Origin of the sequence: Burkholderia sp. Ed8 (assembly GCF_040761425.1) — a bacterium.
Classification (GTDB): domain Bacteria; phylum Pseudomonadota; class Gammaproteobacteria; order Burkholderiales; family Burkholderiaceae; genus Burkholderia; species Burkholderia seminalis.
Genome location: NZ_CP142886.1, coordinates 776,202 through 793,872, shown reverse-complemented (window position 1 = coordinate 793,872; position 17,671 = coordinate 776,202). Strand labels below are relative to the sequence as shown.

13 protein-coding genes are annotated in these 17,671 nt (G+C 69.3%); 11 read left to right on the top strand and 2 right to left on the bottom strand.

Translation table 11 applies throughout. The features are described 5' to 3' along the window. Positions 1–67: 67 nt before the first annotated feature. Genes tauA through VXM69_RS17595 form a run of 3 tightly spaced genes read left to right on the top strand, consistent with a single transcriptional unit; the run spans position 68 to position 2,872 of the window. Positions 68–1,084 (top strand): taurine ABC transporter substrate-binding protein, encoded by a 1,017-nt coding sequence (gene tauA / locus VXM69_RS17605; protein ID WP_034189202.1) that lies wholly within the window; start codon positions 68–70, stop codon positions 1,082–1,084. Between the two features lie 28 nt (positions 1,085–1,112). Next, a complete protein-coding gene (locus tag VXM69_RS17600) occupies positions 1,113–1,910 on the top strand; it encodes a taurine ABC transporter ATP-binding protein (RefSeq protein ID WP_034189203.1) in 798 nt (265 codons plus the stop codon). Then, positions 1,907–2,872 (top strand): ABC transporter permease subunit, encoded by a 966-nt coding sequence (locus tag VXM69_RS17595; protein WP_226230169.1) that lies wholly within the window; start codon positions 1,907–1,909, stop codon positions 2,870–2,872. Before VXM69_RS17600 ends, VXM69_RS17595 begins: the two co-directional genes overlap by 4 nt. 233 nt (positions 2,873–3,105) lie before the next feature. Here VXM69_RS17595 and ggt read toward each other — a convergent pair whose 3' ends face one another. Both ggt and VXM69_RS17585 read right to left on the bottom strand, forming a co-directional pair. Further along, entirely contained in the window at positions 3,106–4,980 is a 1,875-nt protein-coding gene (gene ggt, locus VXM69_RS17590; RefSeq protein WP_367189960.1) for a gamma-glutamyltransferase, read from the bottom strand. 70 nt (positions 4,981–5,050) lie between these two features. Then, the gene (locus VXM69_RS17585) at positions 5,051–6,013 is read right to left on the bottom strand and encodes a LysR family transcriptional regulator (RefSeq protein WP_034189206.1); all 963 of its coding nucleotides are present in this window, start codon (positions 6,011–6,013) and stop codon (positions 5,051–5,053) included. A gap of 148 nt (positions 6,014–6,161) precedes the next feature. Between VXM69_RS17585 and VXM69_RS17580 the strand changes: the two genes are divergently transcribed. The 8 genes from VXM69_RS17580 (at position 6,162) to VXM69_RS17545 (ending at position 17,663) form a co-directional block, all read left to right on the top strand. Beyond that, positions 6,162–8,288 carry a 3-hydroxyacyl-CoA dehydrogenase NAD-binding domain-containing protein gene (locus tag VXM69_RS17580; protein ID WP_069706684.1) on the top strand — a complete coding sequence of 709 codons (2,127 nt, stop codon included), beginning with the start codon at positions 6,162–6,164 and terminating at the stop codon, positions 8,286–8,288. Between the two features lie 29 nt (positions 8,289–8,317). Continuing rightward, positions 8,318–9,514, top strand: a complete 1,197-nt coding sequence (locus VXM69_RS17575) for an acyl-CoA dehydrogenase family protein (protein WP_059558793.1) — start codon at positions 8,318–8,320, stop codon at positions 9,512–9,514. Positions 9,515–9,528: 14 nt separating this feature from the next. Then, positions 9,529–10,665 (top strand): acyl-CoA dehydrogenase family protein, encoded by a 1,137-nt coding sequence (locus VXM69_RS17570; RefSeq protein WP_124670225.1) that lies wholly within the window; start codon positions 9,529–9,531, stop codon positions 10,663–10,665. Positions 10,666–10,694: 29 nt separating this feature from the next. After that, a complete protein-coding gene (locus VXM69_RS17565; RefSeq protein ID WP_049030258.1) occupies positions 10,695–11,900 on the top strand; it encodes a CoA transferase in 1,206 nt (401 codons plus the stop codon). A 97-nt stretch (positions 11,901–11,997) separates the two neighbouring features. After that, positions 11,998–12,303 carry a DUF485 domain-containing protein gene (locus tag VXM69_RS17560; RefSeq protein ID WP_014895931.1) on the top strand — a complete coding sequence of 102 codons (306 nt, stop codon included), beginning with the start codon at positions 11,998–12,000 and terminating at the stop codon, positions 12,301–12,303. Between the two features lie 11 nt (positions 12,304–12,314). Continuing rightward, entirely contained in the window at positions 12,315–14,000 is a 1,686-nt protein-coding gene (locus tag VXM69_RS17555; protein WP_124670223.1) for a cation acetate symporter, read from the top strand. A 359-nt stretch (positions 14,001–14,359) separates the two neighbouring features. Continuing rightward, complete coding sequence (locus VXM69_RS17550) at positions 14,360–15,649, top strand: dicarboxylate/amino acid:cation symporter (protein ID WP_034189211.1); 1,290 nt, start codon at positions 14,360–14,362, stop codon at positions 15,647–15,649. Positions 15,650–15,653: 4 nt separating this feature from the next. Continuing rightward, positions 15,654–17,663, top strand: a complete 2,010-nt coding sequence (locus VXM69_RS17545) for an ATP-binding protein (protein WP_200086504.1) — start codon at positions 15,654–15,656, stop codon at positions 17,661–17,663. The last annotated feature ends 8 nt before the right edge of the window (positions 17,664–17,671 follow it).

The window sequence follows — 17,671 nt, the reverse complement described above, 5'->3', positions numbered from 1 at the left end:
TCGCGGCACACAAAGCTCGTAAAGTCGGCTCTCCCGCAGCAATGCCCGCATTCCGAAGGAGAGCCGCATGTCCCGTTTCAGCTTCATCCGCCGCGCCGTCGTCGCGCTGACCGCCTTTGCCGCGCTTGGCGCGGCGCACGCCGAATCGCGCGAAGTCGTGATCGCGTACCAGGACATGGTCGTGCCGTGGCGTTACGCGCAGGCGAGCGGTGAAGTCGAAAAGGCGACCGGCTACAAGGTCACGTTCCGCAAGCTCGACAGCGGCGCCGACGTGATCCGCGCGCTCGCGTCGGGCTCCGTGCAGCTCGGCGAAGCCGGGTCGAGCCCGATCGCCGCCGGTCTGTCGCAGGGGCTCGACATCTCGCTGTTCTGGGTGCTCGACAACATCAACGACGCCGAGGCGCTCGTCGCGCGCAACGGCTCGGGCGTCACGAACGTCGCATCGCTGAAGGGCAAGAAGATCGGTGTGCCGTTCGTATCGACGTCGCACTTCCATACGCTCGTCGCGCTGCAGGCAGCGGGCGTCAATCCGAACGACGTGAAGATCGTCAACCTGCGTCCGCCCGAAGTCGCGGCCGCATGGGCGCGCGGCGACATCGACGCGACCTACATCTGGGATCCGGTGCTCGCGAAGGTCAAGCAGTCGGGCACCGTGCTGACGACGTCGGGCCAGGTTGCGAAAGAAAGTGGCAAGGCGACCTTCGACGGCTTCGTCGTGAGCCGCAAGTTCGCGCGCGAGAATCCCGAGTTCGTCACGCGCTTCGTGAAGGTGCTCGCGGCGGCGGACGCCGACTACCGCACGCATGCTGCGGCATGGAAGGTCGGCTCGCCGCAGGTCGCCGCGGTCGCGAAGGTGTCGGGCGCGAACGCGCAGGACGTGCCGGCGAGCCTCGCGCTCTACGCGTTTCCGACGGCAGCCGAGCAGGCGTCGCCGACGTGGCTCGGCGGCGGCGCGCAATCGGGCGCCGCGAAGTCGCTCGCGGCCACGGCCACGTTCCTCAAATCGCAGGGCACGATCCAGACGGTGCTGTCCGACTATTCGGCCGGCGTCGATCCGCAGTTCGTGCAGAAGGCCGCGCGCTGAGCGCGGCGATCATCGCGGAGTCACGAGCATGAGCACGCTGGAAGTCCGTCAGGTATCGGTTGCCTATCCGGGCGAGCGTGGCAGGCCGACGACGCAGGCGCTCGCGCGCGTCGACCTGCGTATCGATGCCGGTGAATTCGTCGTCGCGCTCGGCGCCTCCGGGTGCGGGAAGACGACGCTGCTGAACTGCATGGCCGGCTTCGTCGCGCCGACGACGGGCGACGTGCGCGTCGACGGCGTGCCCGTCACGGGCCCGGGCGCCGATCGCGGCGTCGTGTTCCAGAAATACGCGTTGCTGCCGTGGCTCGACGTGCTCGACAACGTCGCGCTCGGGCTGCGCTTCGCGCGCGTGAAGAAGGCCGAACGCGAGGCGCGGGCGCGACAGATGCTCGCGCTCGTCGGGCTCGACCATCATGCGCATGCGCGCGTGTACGAGCTGTCGGGCGGGATGCAGCAGCGTGTCGGCATCGCGCGTGCGCTCGCGAGCGACCCGCGCGTGCTGCTGATGGACGAGCCGATGGGCGCGCTCGACGCGATGACGCGCGGCTCGATGCAGGCGCTCGTGCTCGACGTGTGGGCGCGTACCGGCAAGACCGTGTTCTTCATCACGCACGATGTCGAGGAGGCGTTGTTTCTCGCGACGCGTCTCGTCGTGATGACACCGGGCCCGGGGCGCATCGCGGAAACCTTCGAGCTGCCGTTCGCGCGTCGCTACGTCGAATCGCGCGATGCGCGCGCGGTGAAGTCGTCGCCGGATTTCATCGCGTGGCGCGAGCGGCTGATCGCGTACCTGCATCGCGACGAGGCCGTCGCGGAGCACGCATGACGAGCGAACTCGCGCGGCACGGCGCGGCCGTCGGGCGCGGCCGGAACAGCACTTTGCACAGGCAGGACAGCATGAGCACGCAGGATTCGTGGGCGGCCGATCGCACGGCCGCGGGTATCGAGCAGGGCGGTCGCACGGAACACGAGGCGGCGGTGCGTCGTGCGCCGTCGTCGCGCCGCTACCGGCTGCCGGGGGAAGGGAAGACCGCGCGACTGAGCGCGGCGACGGTCGCGGCGCTGGCGGTGCTGTGGTGGGTCGCGACGCATCGCCAATGGCTGCCGCCGCTGTTCCTGCCCGCGCCGGAAGCCGTATGGGCGGCGTTCGTCGATGCGTGGCACGGGCGCATCCAGGGCGGCCTGCCGCTGTCCGACCATCTGCTGTGGAGCGCCGCGCGCGTGTTCGGCGCGTTCCTGCTCGCGACCGCGATCGGCGTGCCGGCCGGCATCCTGATGGGCGTGAGCCGCGTCGCGCGCGGCGTGCTCGATCCGCTGCTGGAGTTCTACCGGCCGCTGCCGCCGCTCGCGTACCTGCCGCTCGTCGTGATCTGGTTCGGCATCGACGAGACGGCGAAGCTCGTCGTGATCTTTCTCGCCTGCTTCGCGCCGATCGCGATGGCCGCACGCGCCGGCGTGCGCGCGGCGACGGTCGAGCAGATCAACGCCGCATATTCGCTCGGCGGCAGCTTCGCGCAGATCGTGCGCCACGTGGTGCTGCCGGCCGCGCTGCCGGAAATCCTCACCGGGCTGCGGATCGCGATCGGCTTCGGCTGGACGACGCTCGTCGCGGCCGAGATGGTCGCCGCGACGGCCGGGCTCGGGCAGATGGTGCTCAATGCGTCGAGCTTCCTGCGCACCGATATCGTCGTGATGGGCATCCTGATCATCGGCGCGATCGCGTGGCTGTTCGATCTCGCGATGCGGTGGGTCGAGCGGCGCATCGTGCCGTGGAAGGGGCGCGGCTGAAGCAGCGCGCGGCACGCCCGGATCGGCTGGCGCACGACCGTCAGCGGCCGGGCGTAAGCGGCGGTGAATTCGGCGACGAATGCGTCGCTCGGCAGTCGGGGCACCGACGCGCATCGCCGTACCGGCGGTGCCTGCCGCCTGCAATCACGCGCTCATGTTCTGCGCTTGCGCAGGCGCTGCGTCGAGCGAAGCCGCCGGGTCGATCAGCCACGTGAAGTTGTCGCTCATCGCCCTCACTCGCCCATCGCCACCCCTTCCCGACGCGGATCCGCGCCGCCGAACCACACCGTCTGCCCCTGCACGTTCAGCCGCTGGATCCCCTGCAGCCCGGAGTTCATCTCGACGACCTGCACGTCGTGCCCGCGGCCCTTGAGCCCGTCGGCGAGCGCCTCCGACACGCGGCCGCGCTCCAGTTGCGTCGGCCCGTTCATCGACCCGAAGTTCGGCAGCGCGATCGCCTGCTGCATCGTCATGCCCCAGTCGAGCACGCCGACCAGCGTCTTCGCGACGTGGTTGATGATCGCGGGGCCGCCGGCCGAGCCGACGACCATCGTCACCTGTTTCGTCTTCTTGTCGAACACGAGTTCCGGCGACATCGCCGAGCGCGGCCGCTTGCCCGGCTGCACGCGGTTCGCGACCGGCCGGCCGTTGTCGTTCGACACGAACGAGAAATCGGTGAGCTGGTTGTTCAGCATGAAGCCGCGCACCATCAGCCGCGAGCCGAACGCATCCTCGATGCTGGTCGTCATCGACAGCGCCTGGCCGTAGCGGTCGACGATCGCGATGTCGGACGTCGACGGCCGTTCGGGGCTGCGATCGTCGGCCATCGCGAGCGTCGCGCCCTGCGGCGTGCCGGCTTGCGCGACGCCCATGCTGGTGTCGCCGATCAGCCGCGCGCGCTGCGCGAGATAGGTCTTGTCGGTGAGGCTCGCCCAGCTGCCGCCCGGCAGCGGCACGAAATCGGGATCGGCGACGTAACGCGCGCGGTCCGCATACGCGAGGCGGCCGGCCTCGCTGAACAGGTGCGCGGCGAACGGCGTCGGCTCGTAGCCGACATCGTTGCGCACCGGCTTCTGCGCGCCGATCTGCTGCCAGTCGGGCATCGCCTCGAGGATGCCGAGCATCTGCGCGATCGCGAGGCCGCCCGACGACGGCGGCGGCATCCCGCACACCACCGAGCGCCGGTAGTCGGCGCACAGCGGCGTGCGCACCTTCGCCTTGTAGCGCGCGAGATCCTGCAGCGACAGCAGGCCCGGGTTGGTCGGGCGCTTGCGCACCTTCGTGACGATGTCGCGCGCGATCGCGCCGCTGTAGAACGCATTCGCGCCGCGCTCGGCGACCTGGCGCAGCACGGTCGCGAGCGCGGGGTTCTTCAGCACCGTGCCGGCCGCCTTCGGCGTGCCGTCGGCGTTGTAGAAGTACGCGCGCGCGGCCGGGTCGTTCTTCAGGTACCGGTCGTTCGCGATCAGCGTCGCGAGCCGCGGGCTGATCGTGAAGCCCCGCTCGGCGAGCCGGATGGCCGGCTGGAACAGCCGGCGCCACGGCAGCTTGCCGTGCGCGCGGTGCGCGGCGTCGAGCATGCGCAGCACGCCCGGCGTGCCGACCGAGCGGCCGCCGACGACACCTTCGTAGAAGCTCATCGGCTGGCCGGTCGGCCCGTAGAACAGCCGGTCGGTCGCGGCGGCCGGCGCGGTCTCGCGGCCGTCGTACGCCTGCGCCGTCTTGCCGTCGAAGTACAGCATGAACGCGCCGCCGCCGATCCCCGACGATTGCGGCTCGACGAGCGCGAGCACCATCTGCGTCGCGATCGCCGCGTCGATCGCGGTGCCGCCGGCCTTCAGCATGTCGTAGCCGGCCTGCGTCGCAAGCGGGTTCGCGGCCGCGATCATGAAGTGCTGCGAGGTCCAGCCCGGCTTGTCGGTCCATCCCGACGACAGTTCGGGCGGGTGAACGCCGGGCAGCGGGACGGCCGCGCCCGATGCGGCGGCGACCGGGGCGACGGCGCCCGACGGCGCGGACGGGGACGTGCAGCCGGCGTTGAACGCGACGAGCGCGACGGCGGCAAGCAGCGTCCAGGGACGCGGGTGCGGGCGAATCCGGTCGAACATTGAACCCTCGGCAGCAGTGAATGCGAATGAGGCGACGGCGCCGGCGCAACGCGGCTGCCGGCCCGGCGCGCTATTGTCGCCGCGCCGCCAGCGGATTGTCATCCGACAGAAAACCCTGACGAATCGCGGCGGGCCCGCCCCGGCCGGTCTTTCCGGCCTGTTCGAGGATGAACTCTATGAACGTCGACGTCGCGCGCGTGTGATGCCGGTTCGGCATGTACAGCATGTACATGTGCGTGCCGAAGATGCTGAGCCGGTACGCGTCGAGCGACGTGACGACGGTGCCGCGCCGCATGTCGTCCTGCATCACGTAGTCGGGCACGATGCCGACGCCGATGCCCGCGAGGATCGCCTGGCGCAGGAACAGGAAGTTCTCCGAAATCAACGTGGGTTCGAGCAGCACCTCGTGGCGCTCGTCGCCGAGATACGCGGCGATCCGGAGCTGCCGGCCCATCACCGTCGCGGTGACGACCGGCGCGGCGGCCAGCGCGCCGAGGCTCGACGGCATCCCGTGCGCGGCCGCGAACGCCGGCGACGCGCACGCGACGTAGCGCACCGCGCCCATGTCGCGCGCGACGAGGTTCTGCGGCGGCTCGGACATCACGCGGATCGCGATGTCGACTTCGTCGCGCATCAGGTCTTCGACGCGATTCTCGAACACGACGTCGAGCACGATGCCCGGGTGCAGCCGCTTGAACGCGAGCAGCCAGTCGGACATCACCATCTGCCCGTAGCCGCTCGGCACCGACAGCCGCACGCGGCCCTGCAGGTCCTGGCCGAGCGTCGTCACCGATTCCTGCGCGGCGAGCAGTTCGTTGCGGATGCGCCGGCCGTGCTCGTACAGCTTCAGCCCGATCTCGGTCGGCTCGATGCGCCGCGTCGTACGCCGCACCAATTGCTGGCCGATCGAGCGTTCCAGCTGGTTCAGCCGGTAGCTGACGTTCGCGCGGCTCATCTTGAGCCGCTGGGCGGCCTTGCTGAGATTGCCGGCGTCGAGGATCTCGACGAGCAGCGTCAGCGCGTTCAGGTCCATGTTTTCGCTCCTGATCCGTCCCGTTTAACGGTCGGAATGCATCCAGTGTCAAGTCAGACTTGACAGCTTGTAAAGACAAGAGGGAATTGTCAATGAATCTCGATCAATCGAGAATCGGGTCATGCCTCGTGCACAGACTGGAGACGCCATGAATGCCCCCGCCACCCCCCAAGCCGGCACGGTCACGCGCGAGCGCCGCGACAAGGTGCTCGTCGTCACGATCGACCATCCGCCCGTCAATGCCCTGTCCGCCGACGTGCGGCGCGGCCTGGCCGACGCGATCGACGCCGCGCAGGCCGACGACGCGATCCGCGCGGTGCTGATCGTCGGCGCCGGCCGCAACTTCATCGCGGGCGCCGACATCCGCGAATTCGGCAAGCCGCCGGTGCCGCCGTCGCTCCCCGACGTCTGCGAGCGGATCGAATCGGGCACGAAGCCGGTCGTGGTCGCGCTGCACGGCGCGACGCTCGGCGGCGGCCTCGAAGTCGCGCTCGCCGCGCATTACCGGCTCGCGGTGCCCGGCGCGAAGCTCGGGCTGCCCGAAGTCACGCTCGGCCTGCTGCCCGGCGCGGGCGGCACGCAGCGTGCGCCGCGCCTGATCGGCGCGAAGGCCGCGCTCGACCTGATGCTGACGGGCCGCCATGCGAGCGCCGAGGAAGCGCTCACGCTCGGCCTGGTCGACCGCGTCGCGCACAGCGACGACACGCTCGCCGAAGGGCTCGCCTACGCGCAGGAACTCGTGTCGCTCGGCGCGCCGGTGCGCCGCACGCGCGATGCGCGGGGCCTTGCCGACCGTGCGGCCGCGCAGGCCGCGATCGACGCGGCGCGTGCGGAGTTGCCGAAGAAATCGCGCGGGCTGTTCTCGCCGGCGAAGATCGTCGACGCGGTCGAGGCCGCGCTCACGCAGTCGTTCGACGTGGGGATGAAGTTCGAACGCGGCCTGTTCCTGCAATGCCTCGACAGTCCGCAGCGCGCGGGCCTCGTGCATGCGTTCTTCGCCGAGCGTGAAGCGGCGAAGGCGCCCGAGGCGCGGCGCGCGAGCGCGCGGCCGGTCGAGCGGATCGGCGTGGTCGGCGGCGGCACGATGGGCGCGGGCATCGCGGTCGCGGCGCTCGACGCGGGTTTGCCGGTAACGATGATCGAGCGCGACGAAGCATCGCTCGCGCGCGGCCGTGCGCACGTCGAGAAGGTGTACGACGGCCTCGTCGCGAAAGGGCGCATGACGCCGGCCGCGCACGCGGCGCGGCTCGCGCGCTTCAAGGGCAGCACGTCGTACGACGCGCTCGCGCAGGCCGACGTCGTGATCGAGGCCGTGTTCGAGGACATGGCGGTGAAGCAGGCCGTGTTCGCCGAACTCGCACGCGTGTGCAAGCCGGGCGCGGTGCTCGCGACCAACACGTCGTATCTCGACATCGACGCGCTGGCCGCGAGCATCGACCGGCCGGCCGACGTGATCGGCCTGCATTTCTTCTCGCCGGCCAACGTGATGAAGCTGCTCGAGATCGTCGTGCCGGCGCGCGTGAGCGCGGACGTCGTCGCGACTGCGTTCGCGCTGGCGAAGCAACTGAGGAAGACGCCGGTGCGCGCGGGCGTGTGCGACGGCTTCATCGGCAACCGGATCCTCGCCGTCTATCGCACGGCGGCCGACTACCTGATGGAAGACGGCGCGTCGCCGTACCAGATCGATCGCGCGGTGCGCGACTTCGGCTTCCCGATGGGCCCGTTCCAGGTCGTCGACCTCGCGGGCGGCGACATCGGCTGGGCCACCCGCAAGCGTCGCGCGGCGACGCGCGACCCGCGCGCACGCTACGTCGAGATTTCCGACCGGCTGTGCGAGCGCGGCTGGTTCGGGCAGAAGACCGCGCGCGGCTACTACCTGTACCCGGACGGCGCGCGTGTCGGCACGCCGGACCCGGAAGTCGACGCGATCGTCGCGGCCGAGCGTGCGAGGAAGGGCATCACGCCGCGCACGTTCACCGACGACGAAATCCTGCGCCGCTACCTCGCCGCGATGATCAACGAAGGCGCGAACGTCGTGCACGAGAAGATCGCGCTGCGCCCGCTCGACGTCGACGCGGTGTTCCTGTACGGCTACGGCTTCCCGCGCTATCGCGGCGGCCCGATGCACTACGCGGACACGATTGGCCTCGCGAACGTGCTCGCCGATATCCGCGCGTTCGCGAAGGACGATCCGCTGTTCTGGAAGCCGTCGCCGCTGCTCGTCGATCTCGTCGCGCGCGGCGCGGATTTCGCGAGCCTGAACCGCGTCGACTGAACGCCCACCGCATTCGCAACGGAACGAAGATGGACCTCAATTTCACGCCCGAAGAGGAAGCCTTCCGCACGGAAGTGCAGCGCTTCCTGCAAGCCGAACTGCCCGAGCGCATCGCGCGCAAGGTGAAGGGCGGCCTGCATCTCACGCGCGACGACATGCGCGAATGGCACGCGACACTCAACGCGCGCGGCTGGCTCGCGAGCCACTGGCCGCGCGAATACGGCGGCCCCGGCTGGAGCGTCGCGCAGAAGTTCCTGTTCGACAACGAATGCGCGCTCGCGGGCGCGCCCCGTATCGTGCCGTTCGGCGTGAACATGCTCGGCCCCGTGCTGATCAAGTACGGCGACGAAGCGCAGAAACGTCACTGGCTGCCGCGCATTCTCGACGGCACCGACTGGTGGTGCCAGGGCTACTCGGAGCCGGGCGCCGGCTCCGATCTCGCGGCGGTGAAGACGAGCGCGGTACGCCATGGCGATCACTACGTCGTGAACGGCCAGAAGACCTGGACCACGCTCGGCCACTACGCGAACATGATCTTCTGCCTCGTGCGCACCGCGACCGACGTGCGCAAGCAGGAAGGCATCAGCTTCCTGCTGATCGACATGAACACGCCGGGCGTCGAGGTCCGCCCGATCATCACGCTCGACGGCGAGCACGAAGTGAACGAGGTGTTCTTCACCGACGTGCGCGTGCCGGTGGAGAACCTCGTCGGCGAGGAGAACCGCGGCTGGACCTACGCGAAATACCTGCTCACTTACGAGCGCACCAATATCGCGGGGATCGGCTTCTCGACGGCCGCGCTCGACCGGCTCCGCGCGGTTGCCGCGAAGGTCACGAAGAACGGGCGGCCGCTCGCCGACGATCCGTTCTTCGCGGCGCGCGTCGCGCGCGTCGAGATCGAACTCGAGAACATGCGCACGACCAACCTGCGCGTGCTGGCCGCGGTCGCGGGCGGCGGCGTGCCGGGCGCGGAAAGCTCGATGCTGAAGATTCGCGGCACGCAGATCCGCCAGGAAATCACCGCGCTGATGCGGCGTGCGATGGGGCCGTACGCGCTGCCGTTCGTCGACGACGCGCTCGCTGCCGATTACGACGGCGAGCCGGTCGGCCCGGACGAAGCCGCGAGCGCCGCGCAGCAGTACTTCAACAACCGGAAGCTGTCGATCTTCGGCGGCTCGAACGAGATCCAGAAGAACATCATCGCGAAGATGATGCTCGGGCTGTAACGAGGGACGCGACGATGGATTTCCAGCACACAGAAGACCGCCGGATGCTGGCGGACACGTTGAACCGCTTCATCGCCGAACAGTACCCGTTCCCGGTGCGCGACCGCATCGCGCAGTCGGCCGAAGGCTTCGATCGCGCGATGTGGCAGCGCCTTGCCGAACTCGGCACGGTCGGCGCGCTGTTTCCCGAAGCCGACGGCGGTTTCGGCGGCGCGGGCTTCGACATCGCCGTGGTGTTCGAATGCCTGGGGCGCGGGCTCGTCGTCGAGCCGTTCCTCGGCGCGCTGCTCGCGGGCCGCGCGTTGTCGCTCGCCGGCGGCGATACGCATCGCGACAGGCTCGCCGCGCTGATCGACGGCAGCGCGAGCGCCGCGTTCGCGCACGACGAACCGGGCTCGCACTACGAGCTGACGACCGTGCGCACGCGCGCCGAACGCACCGGCGACGGCTGGGTGCTGACGGGCGCGAAGGGCGTCGTCGACCAGGCCGCGCAGGCGGCGTTCTTCGTCGTCAGCGCACGCGTGTCGGGGCAGGACGACGACGCGGCCGGCATCGGCCTGTTCGTCGTGCCGGCCGATGCGCCGGGCGTGTCGCTGCGCGACTACCGGAAGATCGACGGCGGCCGCGCGGCCGAGGTGCGCTTCGAACGCGTCGCGCTGGCGGCCGATGCGGCGCTCGGCGCGCACGACGGCGAAGCGGGCGCCGAGCTGCTCGAACGCGTACTCGGCTACGGGCTGCTCGCGCTGTCGGCGGAAGCGCTCGGCGCGATGGATGTCGCGAAGGAGCACACGCTCGACTACCTGCGCACGCGCAAGCAGTTCGGGCTGCCGATCGGCAGCTTCCAGGCGCTGCAGCACCGGATGGCCGACCTGCTGCTCGAGGTCGAGCAGGCGCGCTCGGCCGTGATCAACGCGGCCGCGCAGCTCGACGCGCCGCGCGCGGTGCGCGAACGCGCGCTGGCCGCGGCCAAGTACAGCATCGGCCGGATCGGCACGCTGGTCGCCGAGGAAAGCATCCAGCTGCACGGCGGGATCGGGATGACCTGGGAGCTGCCGCTGTCGCATTACGCGAAGCGGCTCGTGATGATCGATCACCAGCTCGGCGACGAGGATCACCATCTCGCGCGCTACATCGCGCTGTCGAAACAATAAGGACGAGCACGCGAATGGAGGAGACAAGAATGACGAACGACCCGCGCGCGCTGCCGCTGGCCGGCGTGAAGGTGCTCGATTTCTCGCGCGTGCTGGCCGGCCCGTGGTGCGCGATGGTGCTCGCGGATTTCGGTGCGGAAGTGATCAAGGTCGAGCATCCGGTGCGCGGCGACGACACGCGCGACTGGGGGCTGCGGATCGGCGACACCGAAACCACGTATTTCAACAGCGTGAACCGCAGCAAGCGCTCGATCTGCCTCGACCTGCAGACGGAAGCGGGCCAGCGCATCGCGCGCGAACTGGCCGCGCAGGCCGACGTGGTGATCCACAACTTCAAGTTCGGCGGCGCGGAGAAGCTCGGCCTCGGCTACGACGCGCTGGCCGAACTGAATCCGCGCCTCGTGCATTGCGCGATCTCCGGCTACGACCGGTCGGGCGCCGAGGCCGCGCGGCCGGGCTACGACCTCGTCGTGCAGGGCGAGGCCGGGCTGATGGCGCTGAACGGCGAGGCCGGCCAGCCGCCGCTGAAGTTCGGCGTCGCGGCGGTCGACCTGTTCACCGGCATGTACTCGGCGCAGGCGATCCTCGCCGCGCTCTACGAACGCCATGCGACCGGGCGCGGGCGGCGCATCGAGATGGCGCTGTTCGACTGCGGGCTGATGATCACCGCGTACTACGGGCTCGACGCGCTGTTGATGGGCGAGGACCCGCCGCGCTACGGCAATGCGCATCCGTCGATCGTGCCGTACGGCGTGTTCGACGCGGCCGACGGCCCGCTCGTGATCACGGTCGGCAACAACACGCAGTTCGCACGCTTCTGCGACGCGATCGAGCGCCCCGATCTCGCGGCCGACGCGCGTTACGGGACCAACCTCGGCCGTTCGGAAAACCGCGCCGACCTGCTGCCGGAGATTCGCCGAGAACTCGCTCGACGCTCGCGCGCGACACTGCTCGCCGCGCTCGCCGATGCCGGTATTCCATGTGGCGAAGTGCTCGGGTTGCACGAGGCACTGACGTCCGAACGCGCGACCCGCGCCGGGCTCGTCACGCGGCAGCCGCATCCGGTCGCGGGCGGCGTCGACGTGCTGGCGCCGCCGTACCGCTTCGACGGCGCGCGGCTGCCGGTGCGCGGTGCGCCGCCGGTACTGGGTGCCGATACGGATGCGGTGCTCGGCGGCTGGCTCGGGATGTCGGCCGACGAGGTCGCGCGGCTGCGCGCGGATCGCGTCGTGTAACGCATCGATGTGCCGCCACGGCGCGGGCGGATCGATTGGCGCGCCGGCCATCCACAAGACACTTCTCGCACATCGACGAGAGGACATTGGAGACACCATGGAGCTTTCCGTCATCGAATCGGTCACGGCGCGCCGCGACTACCAGCAGCTCGTGCGCGCACGGCGCCGCTTCAGCTTCACGCTGACGGCGCTGATGATCGCGACCTACTACGGCTTCATCCTGCTCGTCGCGCTCGCGCCGCACGTGCTCGCGGCGCCGCTGTACCGCGGTGCGACGACGACGGTCGGCATCGCCGCGGGCGTCGCGATCATCCTGGTCGCGATCGGCCTGACCGCGTGCTACGTGCTGCGCGCGAACCGTGCGTTCGACCGCCGCGTCGACGCGATCCTGCAGCGTTCGTGACGGAGGCCGACATGCGACGCACTTCGAGCGCGCTCGGCGCGCTGGCCGTTCTCGTTTCCTCCACCGCGCAAGCGGTATCCGTCGCGGGCCCGATGCCCGACAAGGTCGAACTGAACCCGGTCGCGATCGGGATGTTCTTCGCGTTCGTGTTCGCGACGCTCGCGCTCACGCGCTGGGCCGCGCGGCGCACGCGCTCGACGCGCGACTTCTACACGGCCGGCGGCGGCATCACCGGGCTGCAGAACGGGCTCGCGATCGCCGGCGACTACATGTCGGCCGCGTCGTTCCTCGGGCTGTCCGGCATGGTGTTCATGTTCGGCTTCGACGGGCTGATCTACTCGATCGGCTTCCTGGTCGGCTGGCCGTTCGTGATGTTCCTGATCGCCGAGCCCTTGCGCAACCTCGGCAAGTTCACGTTCGTCGATGTCGTCGCGTACCGCTTCGCGCAGCGGCCGATCCGGCTGCTGACGTCCGCGAACGCGCTGACGATCGTCGTGCTGTACCTCGTCGTGCAGATGGTCGGCGCGGGCAAGCTGATCCAGCTGCTGTTCGGGCTGTCGTACGGCACGGCCGAGCTGATCGTCGGCGTGCTGATGGTCGTCTACGTGTTCTTCGGCGGCATGACGGCGACCACCTGGGTGCAGGTGATCAAGGCCGTGCTGCTGCTGTGCGGCGCGACGCTGCTGGCGTTGCTCGCGCTCGGCGAATTCGGCTTCAGCGTCGACGAGATGTTCCGCCGCGCGGTGGCCGTGCATCCAGGTGCGCTGTCGATCATGGGGCCGGGCAAGCTGATCCGCGACCCGGCCAACGCGCTGTCGCTCGGCATCGCGCTGATGTTCGGCACGGCCGGCTTCCCGCACATCCTGATGCGCTTCTTCACGGTGCCGAACGCGAAGGAGGCGCGCAAGTCGGTGCTCTACGCGACCGGCTTCATCGGCTACTTCTACCTGCTGACCTTCGTGATCGGCTTCTCGGCGATCGTGCTGCTCGCGCAGCATCCGGAGTTCTTCAGGCTCGGCGCGAACGGCACGTTCAACCTGACGCACGACCTGCTCGGCGGCTCGAACATGGTCGCGGTGAAGCTCGCGCAGGCGGTCGGCGGGAACTGGTTCTACGGATTCATCGCCGCCGTCACGTTCGCGACGATCCTCGCGGTGGTCGCGGGCCTGACGCTCGCCGGCGCGACGACGATCTCGCACGACCTGTATGCGCAGATGTGGGCGCGCGGCAAGCCCGACGAGCGGCTGGAGATGCGCATCTCGCGCGCGTCGACGATCGTGCTGTCGGCCGTCGCGATCGGGTTGTCGATCCTGTTCGAGCACGTGAACGTCGCGTTCATGGTCGGGCTCGTCGCGGCGGTGGCCGCGAGCGCGAATTTCCCGGTGCTCGCGATGTCGATCTTCTGGCGCGGGATGACGACGCGCGGCGCGGTGCTCGGCGGCGGCCTCGGCCTCGCGTCGGCGGTGGTGCTCACGGTGCTGTCGAAATCGGTGTGGGTCGATGTGCTGCATCACGCGCACGCGCCGGTGTTCCTCGACAACCCGGCGCTTGTATCGGTGCCGCTCGCGTTCGTCGGGATCGTCGTCGGCTCGCTCGCGGATCGCGGCGAGCGCGCCCGGCGCGAGCGCGACGCGTTCGCGCAGCAGGAGTTCTATGCGCAGACGGGCCTGCTGGCCGGCCGCGCCGTGCAGCACTGATTCGTCTGAAGAATGGGGGAATCCGTCCGGATCGCCGGACGGATATTTTCCGGAAATCCGGAATCCCGGATTTCCTTGCCTGCCGCATTATGGGAAATACAATGAAAACAACGGTTTGAGGGGTTCCGGAAACCTGGCATCGACCTTGCGATATAAAACGCACGGCCATTCCCCCCGGCCGAACTACTACAGCAAGCAAGGAGACAACGATGACCGACGCCTTCCTCCCCCTCCGGATGTCCTGAGGCATCGCTTGTTGCGGCACGGCAGCCGCGCGGGCGAGTGGCCTTTCCCCTGAGACATTCGCCTGCGCGCGTGACGCCGTATCCACCGGCTCATCTACTTCAGCAGGAACCATCGTGAAGAAGAAACCCTTCTACAAAGTGCTCTATGTGCAAGTGATCTTCGCCATCATCGTCGGCGTGATCCTCGGCCACTATTACCCGGCGCTCGCCACCGACATGAAGCCGCTCGGCGACGGCTTCATCAAGCTGATCAAGATGGTGATCGGTCCGATCATCTTCTGTACGGTCGTCACCGGCATTGCCGGCATGGAGGACATGAAGAAGGTGGGCCGCGTCGGCGGCAAGGCGCTGCTGTACTTCGAGATCGTGTCGACCTTCGCGCTGCTGCTGGGCCTCGCGGCCACGCACCTGCTGCGTCCGGGCGTCGGCTTCAACATCGACCCGGCGACGCTCGACGGCAAGGCCGTCGCGTCGTACGCGGCGAAGGCGCACGGGCAGTCGACGGTCGACTTCCTGATGCACATCATCCCGAACACGATGGTCGATGCGTTCGCGCAGGGCGAAATCCTGCAGATCCTGCTGATCGCGCTGCTGTTCGGCAGCGTGCTCGCGCACCTCGGCGAGCGCGGCAAGGTCGTGACCGACTTCATCGACGGGCTCACGCGCGTGCTGTTCGGCATCGTGCACATCGTCACGAAGCTGGCCCCGATCGGCGCGTTCGGCGCGATGGCGTTCACGATCGGCAAATACGGCGTCGGCTCGCTGGTGCCGCTGCTCAAGCTGATCGGCACGTTCTACCTGACGTCGGTCGTGTTCGTGCTCGTCGTGCTCGGCGCGATCGCCCGCTTCACGGGCTTCTCGATCATCCGCTTCGTGTCCTACATCAAGGAAGAGCTGCTGATCGTGCTCGGCACCAGCTCGTCGGAAGCCGCGCTGCCGCAGCTGATGGAAAAGCTCGAGAAGGCGGGCTGCTCGCGTTCGGTCGTCGGCCTCGTCGTGCCGACCGGCTATTCGTTCAACCTCGACGGCACCAACATCTACATGACGATGGCCGTGCTGTTCATCGCGCAGGCGACCAACATCGAACTGACGTGGATGCAGCAGCTCACGCTGCTGGCCGTCGCGATGCTGACGTCGAAGGGCGCGAGCGGCGTGACGGGCGCGGGCTTCATCACGCTCGCCGCGACGCTGGCCGTCGTGCCGACGATCCCGCTGTCGGGCATGGTGCTGATCCTCGGCATCGACCGCTTCATGAGCGAATGCCGCGCGCTGACCAACATCGTCGGCAACGGCGTCGCGACGATCGTCGTGTCCGCGTGGGAGAAGGAGCTTGACCGCAACAAGCTGCGCCAGGCGCTGAAGGGCGGCGGCGAGGTCACGCCGACCGAGACGGCCGGCGTCTGACGTCATGAAGGAGCAGGCGGCGGCGCCCGCCGCCGGCGGCGCGGGGCGCGGCGCTCGACCCGTGGATGCGGAGGCCTATGACACAATAGGCGATCCGCATCGCCAGGAAGCCTCGACCGTGACGCGCCGCCTGCTCATCCTCGTCGTGCTTGCCGCCGCGCTCGTCGCGGCATGCGCGCTGACCTGGACGGTCACCTGGCAGCGCGGCGTCGCCGAGCTGCAGCGCAATGCCGCGGTGCGCGTCGATCGCACCACCAACGCGCTCAAGAGCACGCTCGACCGCTACGAGTCGCTGCCTTACCTGCTGGGCAGCCATCCATACGTGCAGGACCTGCTCGCCGAGCCGAAGCGGGGCGACTACACCGCGCGCGTCAACCGTTATCTCGAAGATCTCAACGAACACGCGCACGCGACCGTCACCTACGTGATCGGCGCGGACGGCCTGTGCGTCGCGGCCAGCAACTGGCGCGCGCCCGACAGCTTCGTCGGGATCGAATACCGTTTCCGCCCGTATTTCGTCGACGCGATGAACGGCCAGGTCGGCCGCTTCTTCGGTATCGGCACGATCTCGCGCGACCCCGGTTACTACATCTCGCAGCCCGTGTGGCGCGACGGCAGGATCGCGGGCGTCGTCGTCGTGAAGCTCAATCTCGAATGGTTCCAGGGCGCCGATGCGTCCGAGCCGCTCGTCGTCGCGGACGATCACGGCGTCGTGTTCCTGTCGTCGGTGCCCGCGTGGAAGTACCACACGCTGCGCCCGCTCACGGGCCCCGTGGCCGCGTCGATCTACGAGACGCGCCAGTACGCGCAGCAACCGGTCACGCCGCTGCCGCTGCGCATCGAGCAGACGCTCGGCGCCGATGCGGAGATCGTGCGCCTCGGCCCCGGCCGGCGCGCGCCGCGTTTCCTTGCCAGCAAGCGCCGGATCGGCGAGCCCGACTGGCTGCTCGTCACGCTCGCGCCGATCGCGCCCATCGACACCGATGCGCGCAACGCGACGATCGTCACGGGCTTCGGCTTCGTGTCGGTGGCGCTGCTCGCGTTCTACTGGCGGATGCGCCGCGCGCGCGTGCGCGAAATGATCCGCGGCCGCGCGCTGCTGCAGCAGGCGTACGCGGAGCTGAACCGGCGCGTCGAGGAGCGTACGGCCGACCTGTCGGAAGCGAACGCGCAGTTGCAGAAGGAAGTCGGCGACCGGATCCGCGCGGAGCAGGAGCTGCGCGCCGCGCACGACGAACTGATCCAGGCGAGCAAGCTCGCCGCGCTCGGCCAGATGGCGGCCGGTATCACGCACGAACTGAACCAGCCGCTCGCGGCGCTGCGCAGCTTCTCGGACAACACGCGCGTGCTGCTCGATCGCGGCGAGCAGGCGGCCGCGCGCGAGAACCTCGAGGCGATCGCGGCGCTCACCGAGCGAATGGGCAAGATCACGAACCAGCTGAAGCTGTTCGTCGGCCGGGCGAAGCCGCGCAACGAGCAGGCGCTCGTCGTGCGCGCACTGCGCAGCGTGCTGTCGCTGCTGGGCGAGCGCCTGAGCGGCGTCGCGCTCACGCTGACGCTGCAGGACGCGACCGTGTCGCCCGCGCACGATGAACCGCTCGACCTGGCGCGCGACTATCCGGCGCTCGTCGCGCGCTGCGAGGATTTGCGCCTCGAACAGGTGCTGATCAACCTGCTCGGCAATGCGCTTGACGCGGTGGCCGGCGTCGCGGCGCCGGCGATCGAGGTGACGATCGCGGTGTCGGCCGCGACGCTCGCGGTCGAAGTGCGCGACAACGGCTCCGGCATCGCGCCCGACCTGCTGCCGCGCCTGTTCGAACCGTTCTTCACGACGAAGGAAATGGGGCGCGGGCTCGGGCTCGGCCTCGCGATCTCGTCGTCGATCGCGAGCGACGCGGGCGGTGCGCTGACCGCGCGCAACGCGCCGTCGGGCGGCGCGCTGTTCGTCTTGACGCTGCGGCGCGCACGCACGCATCATCCGGACTCCGTGTCCGAGCCGGCGGGTTCGCACTAGACCCGTCG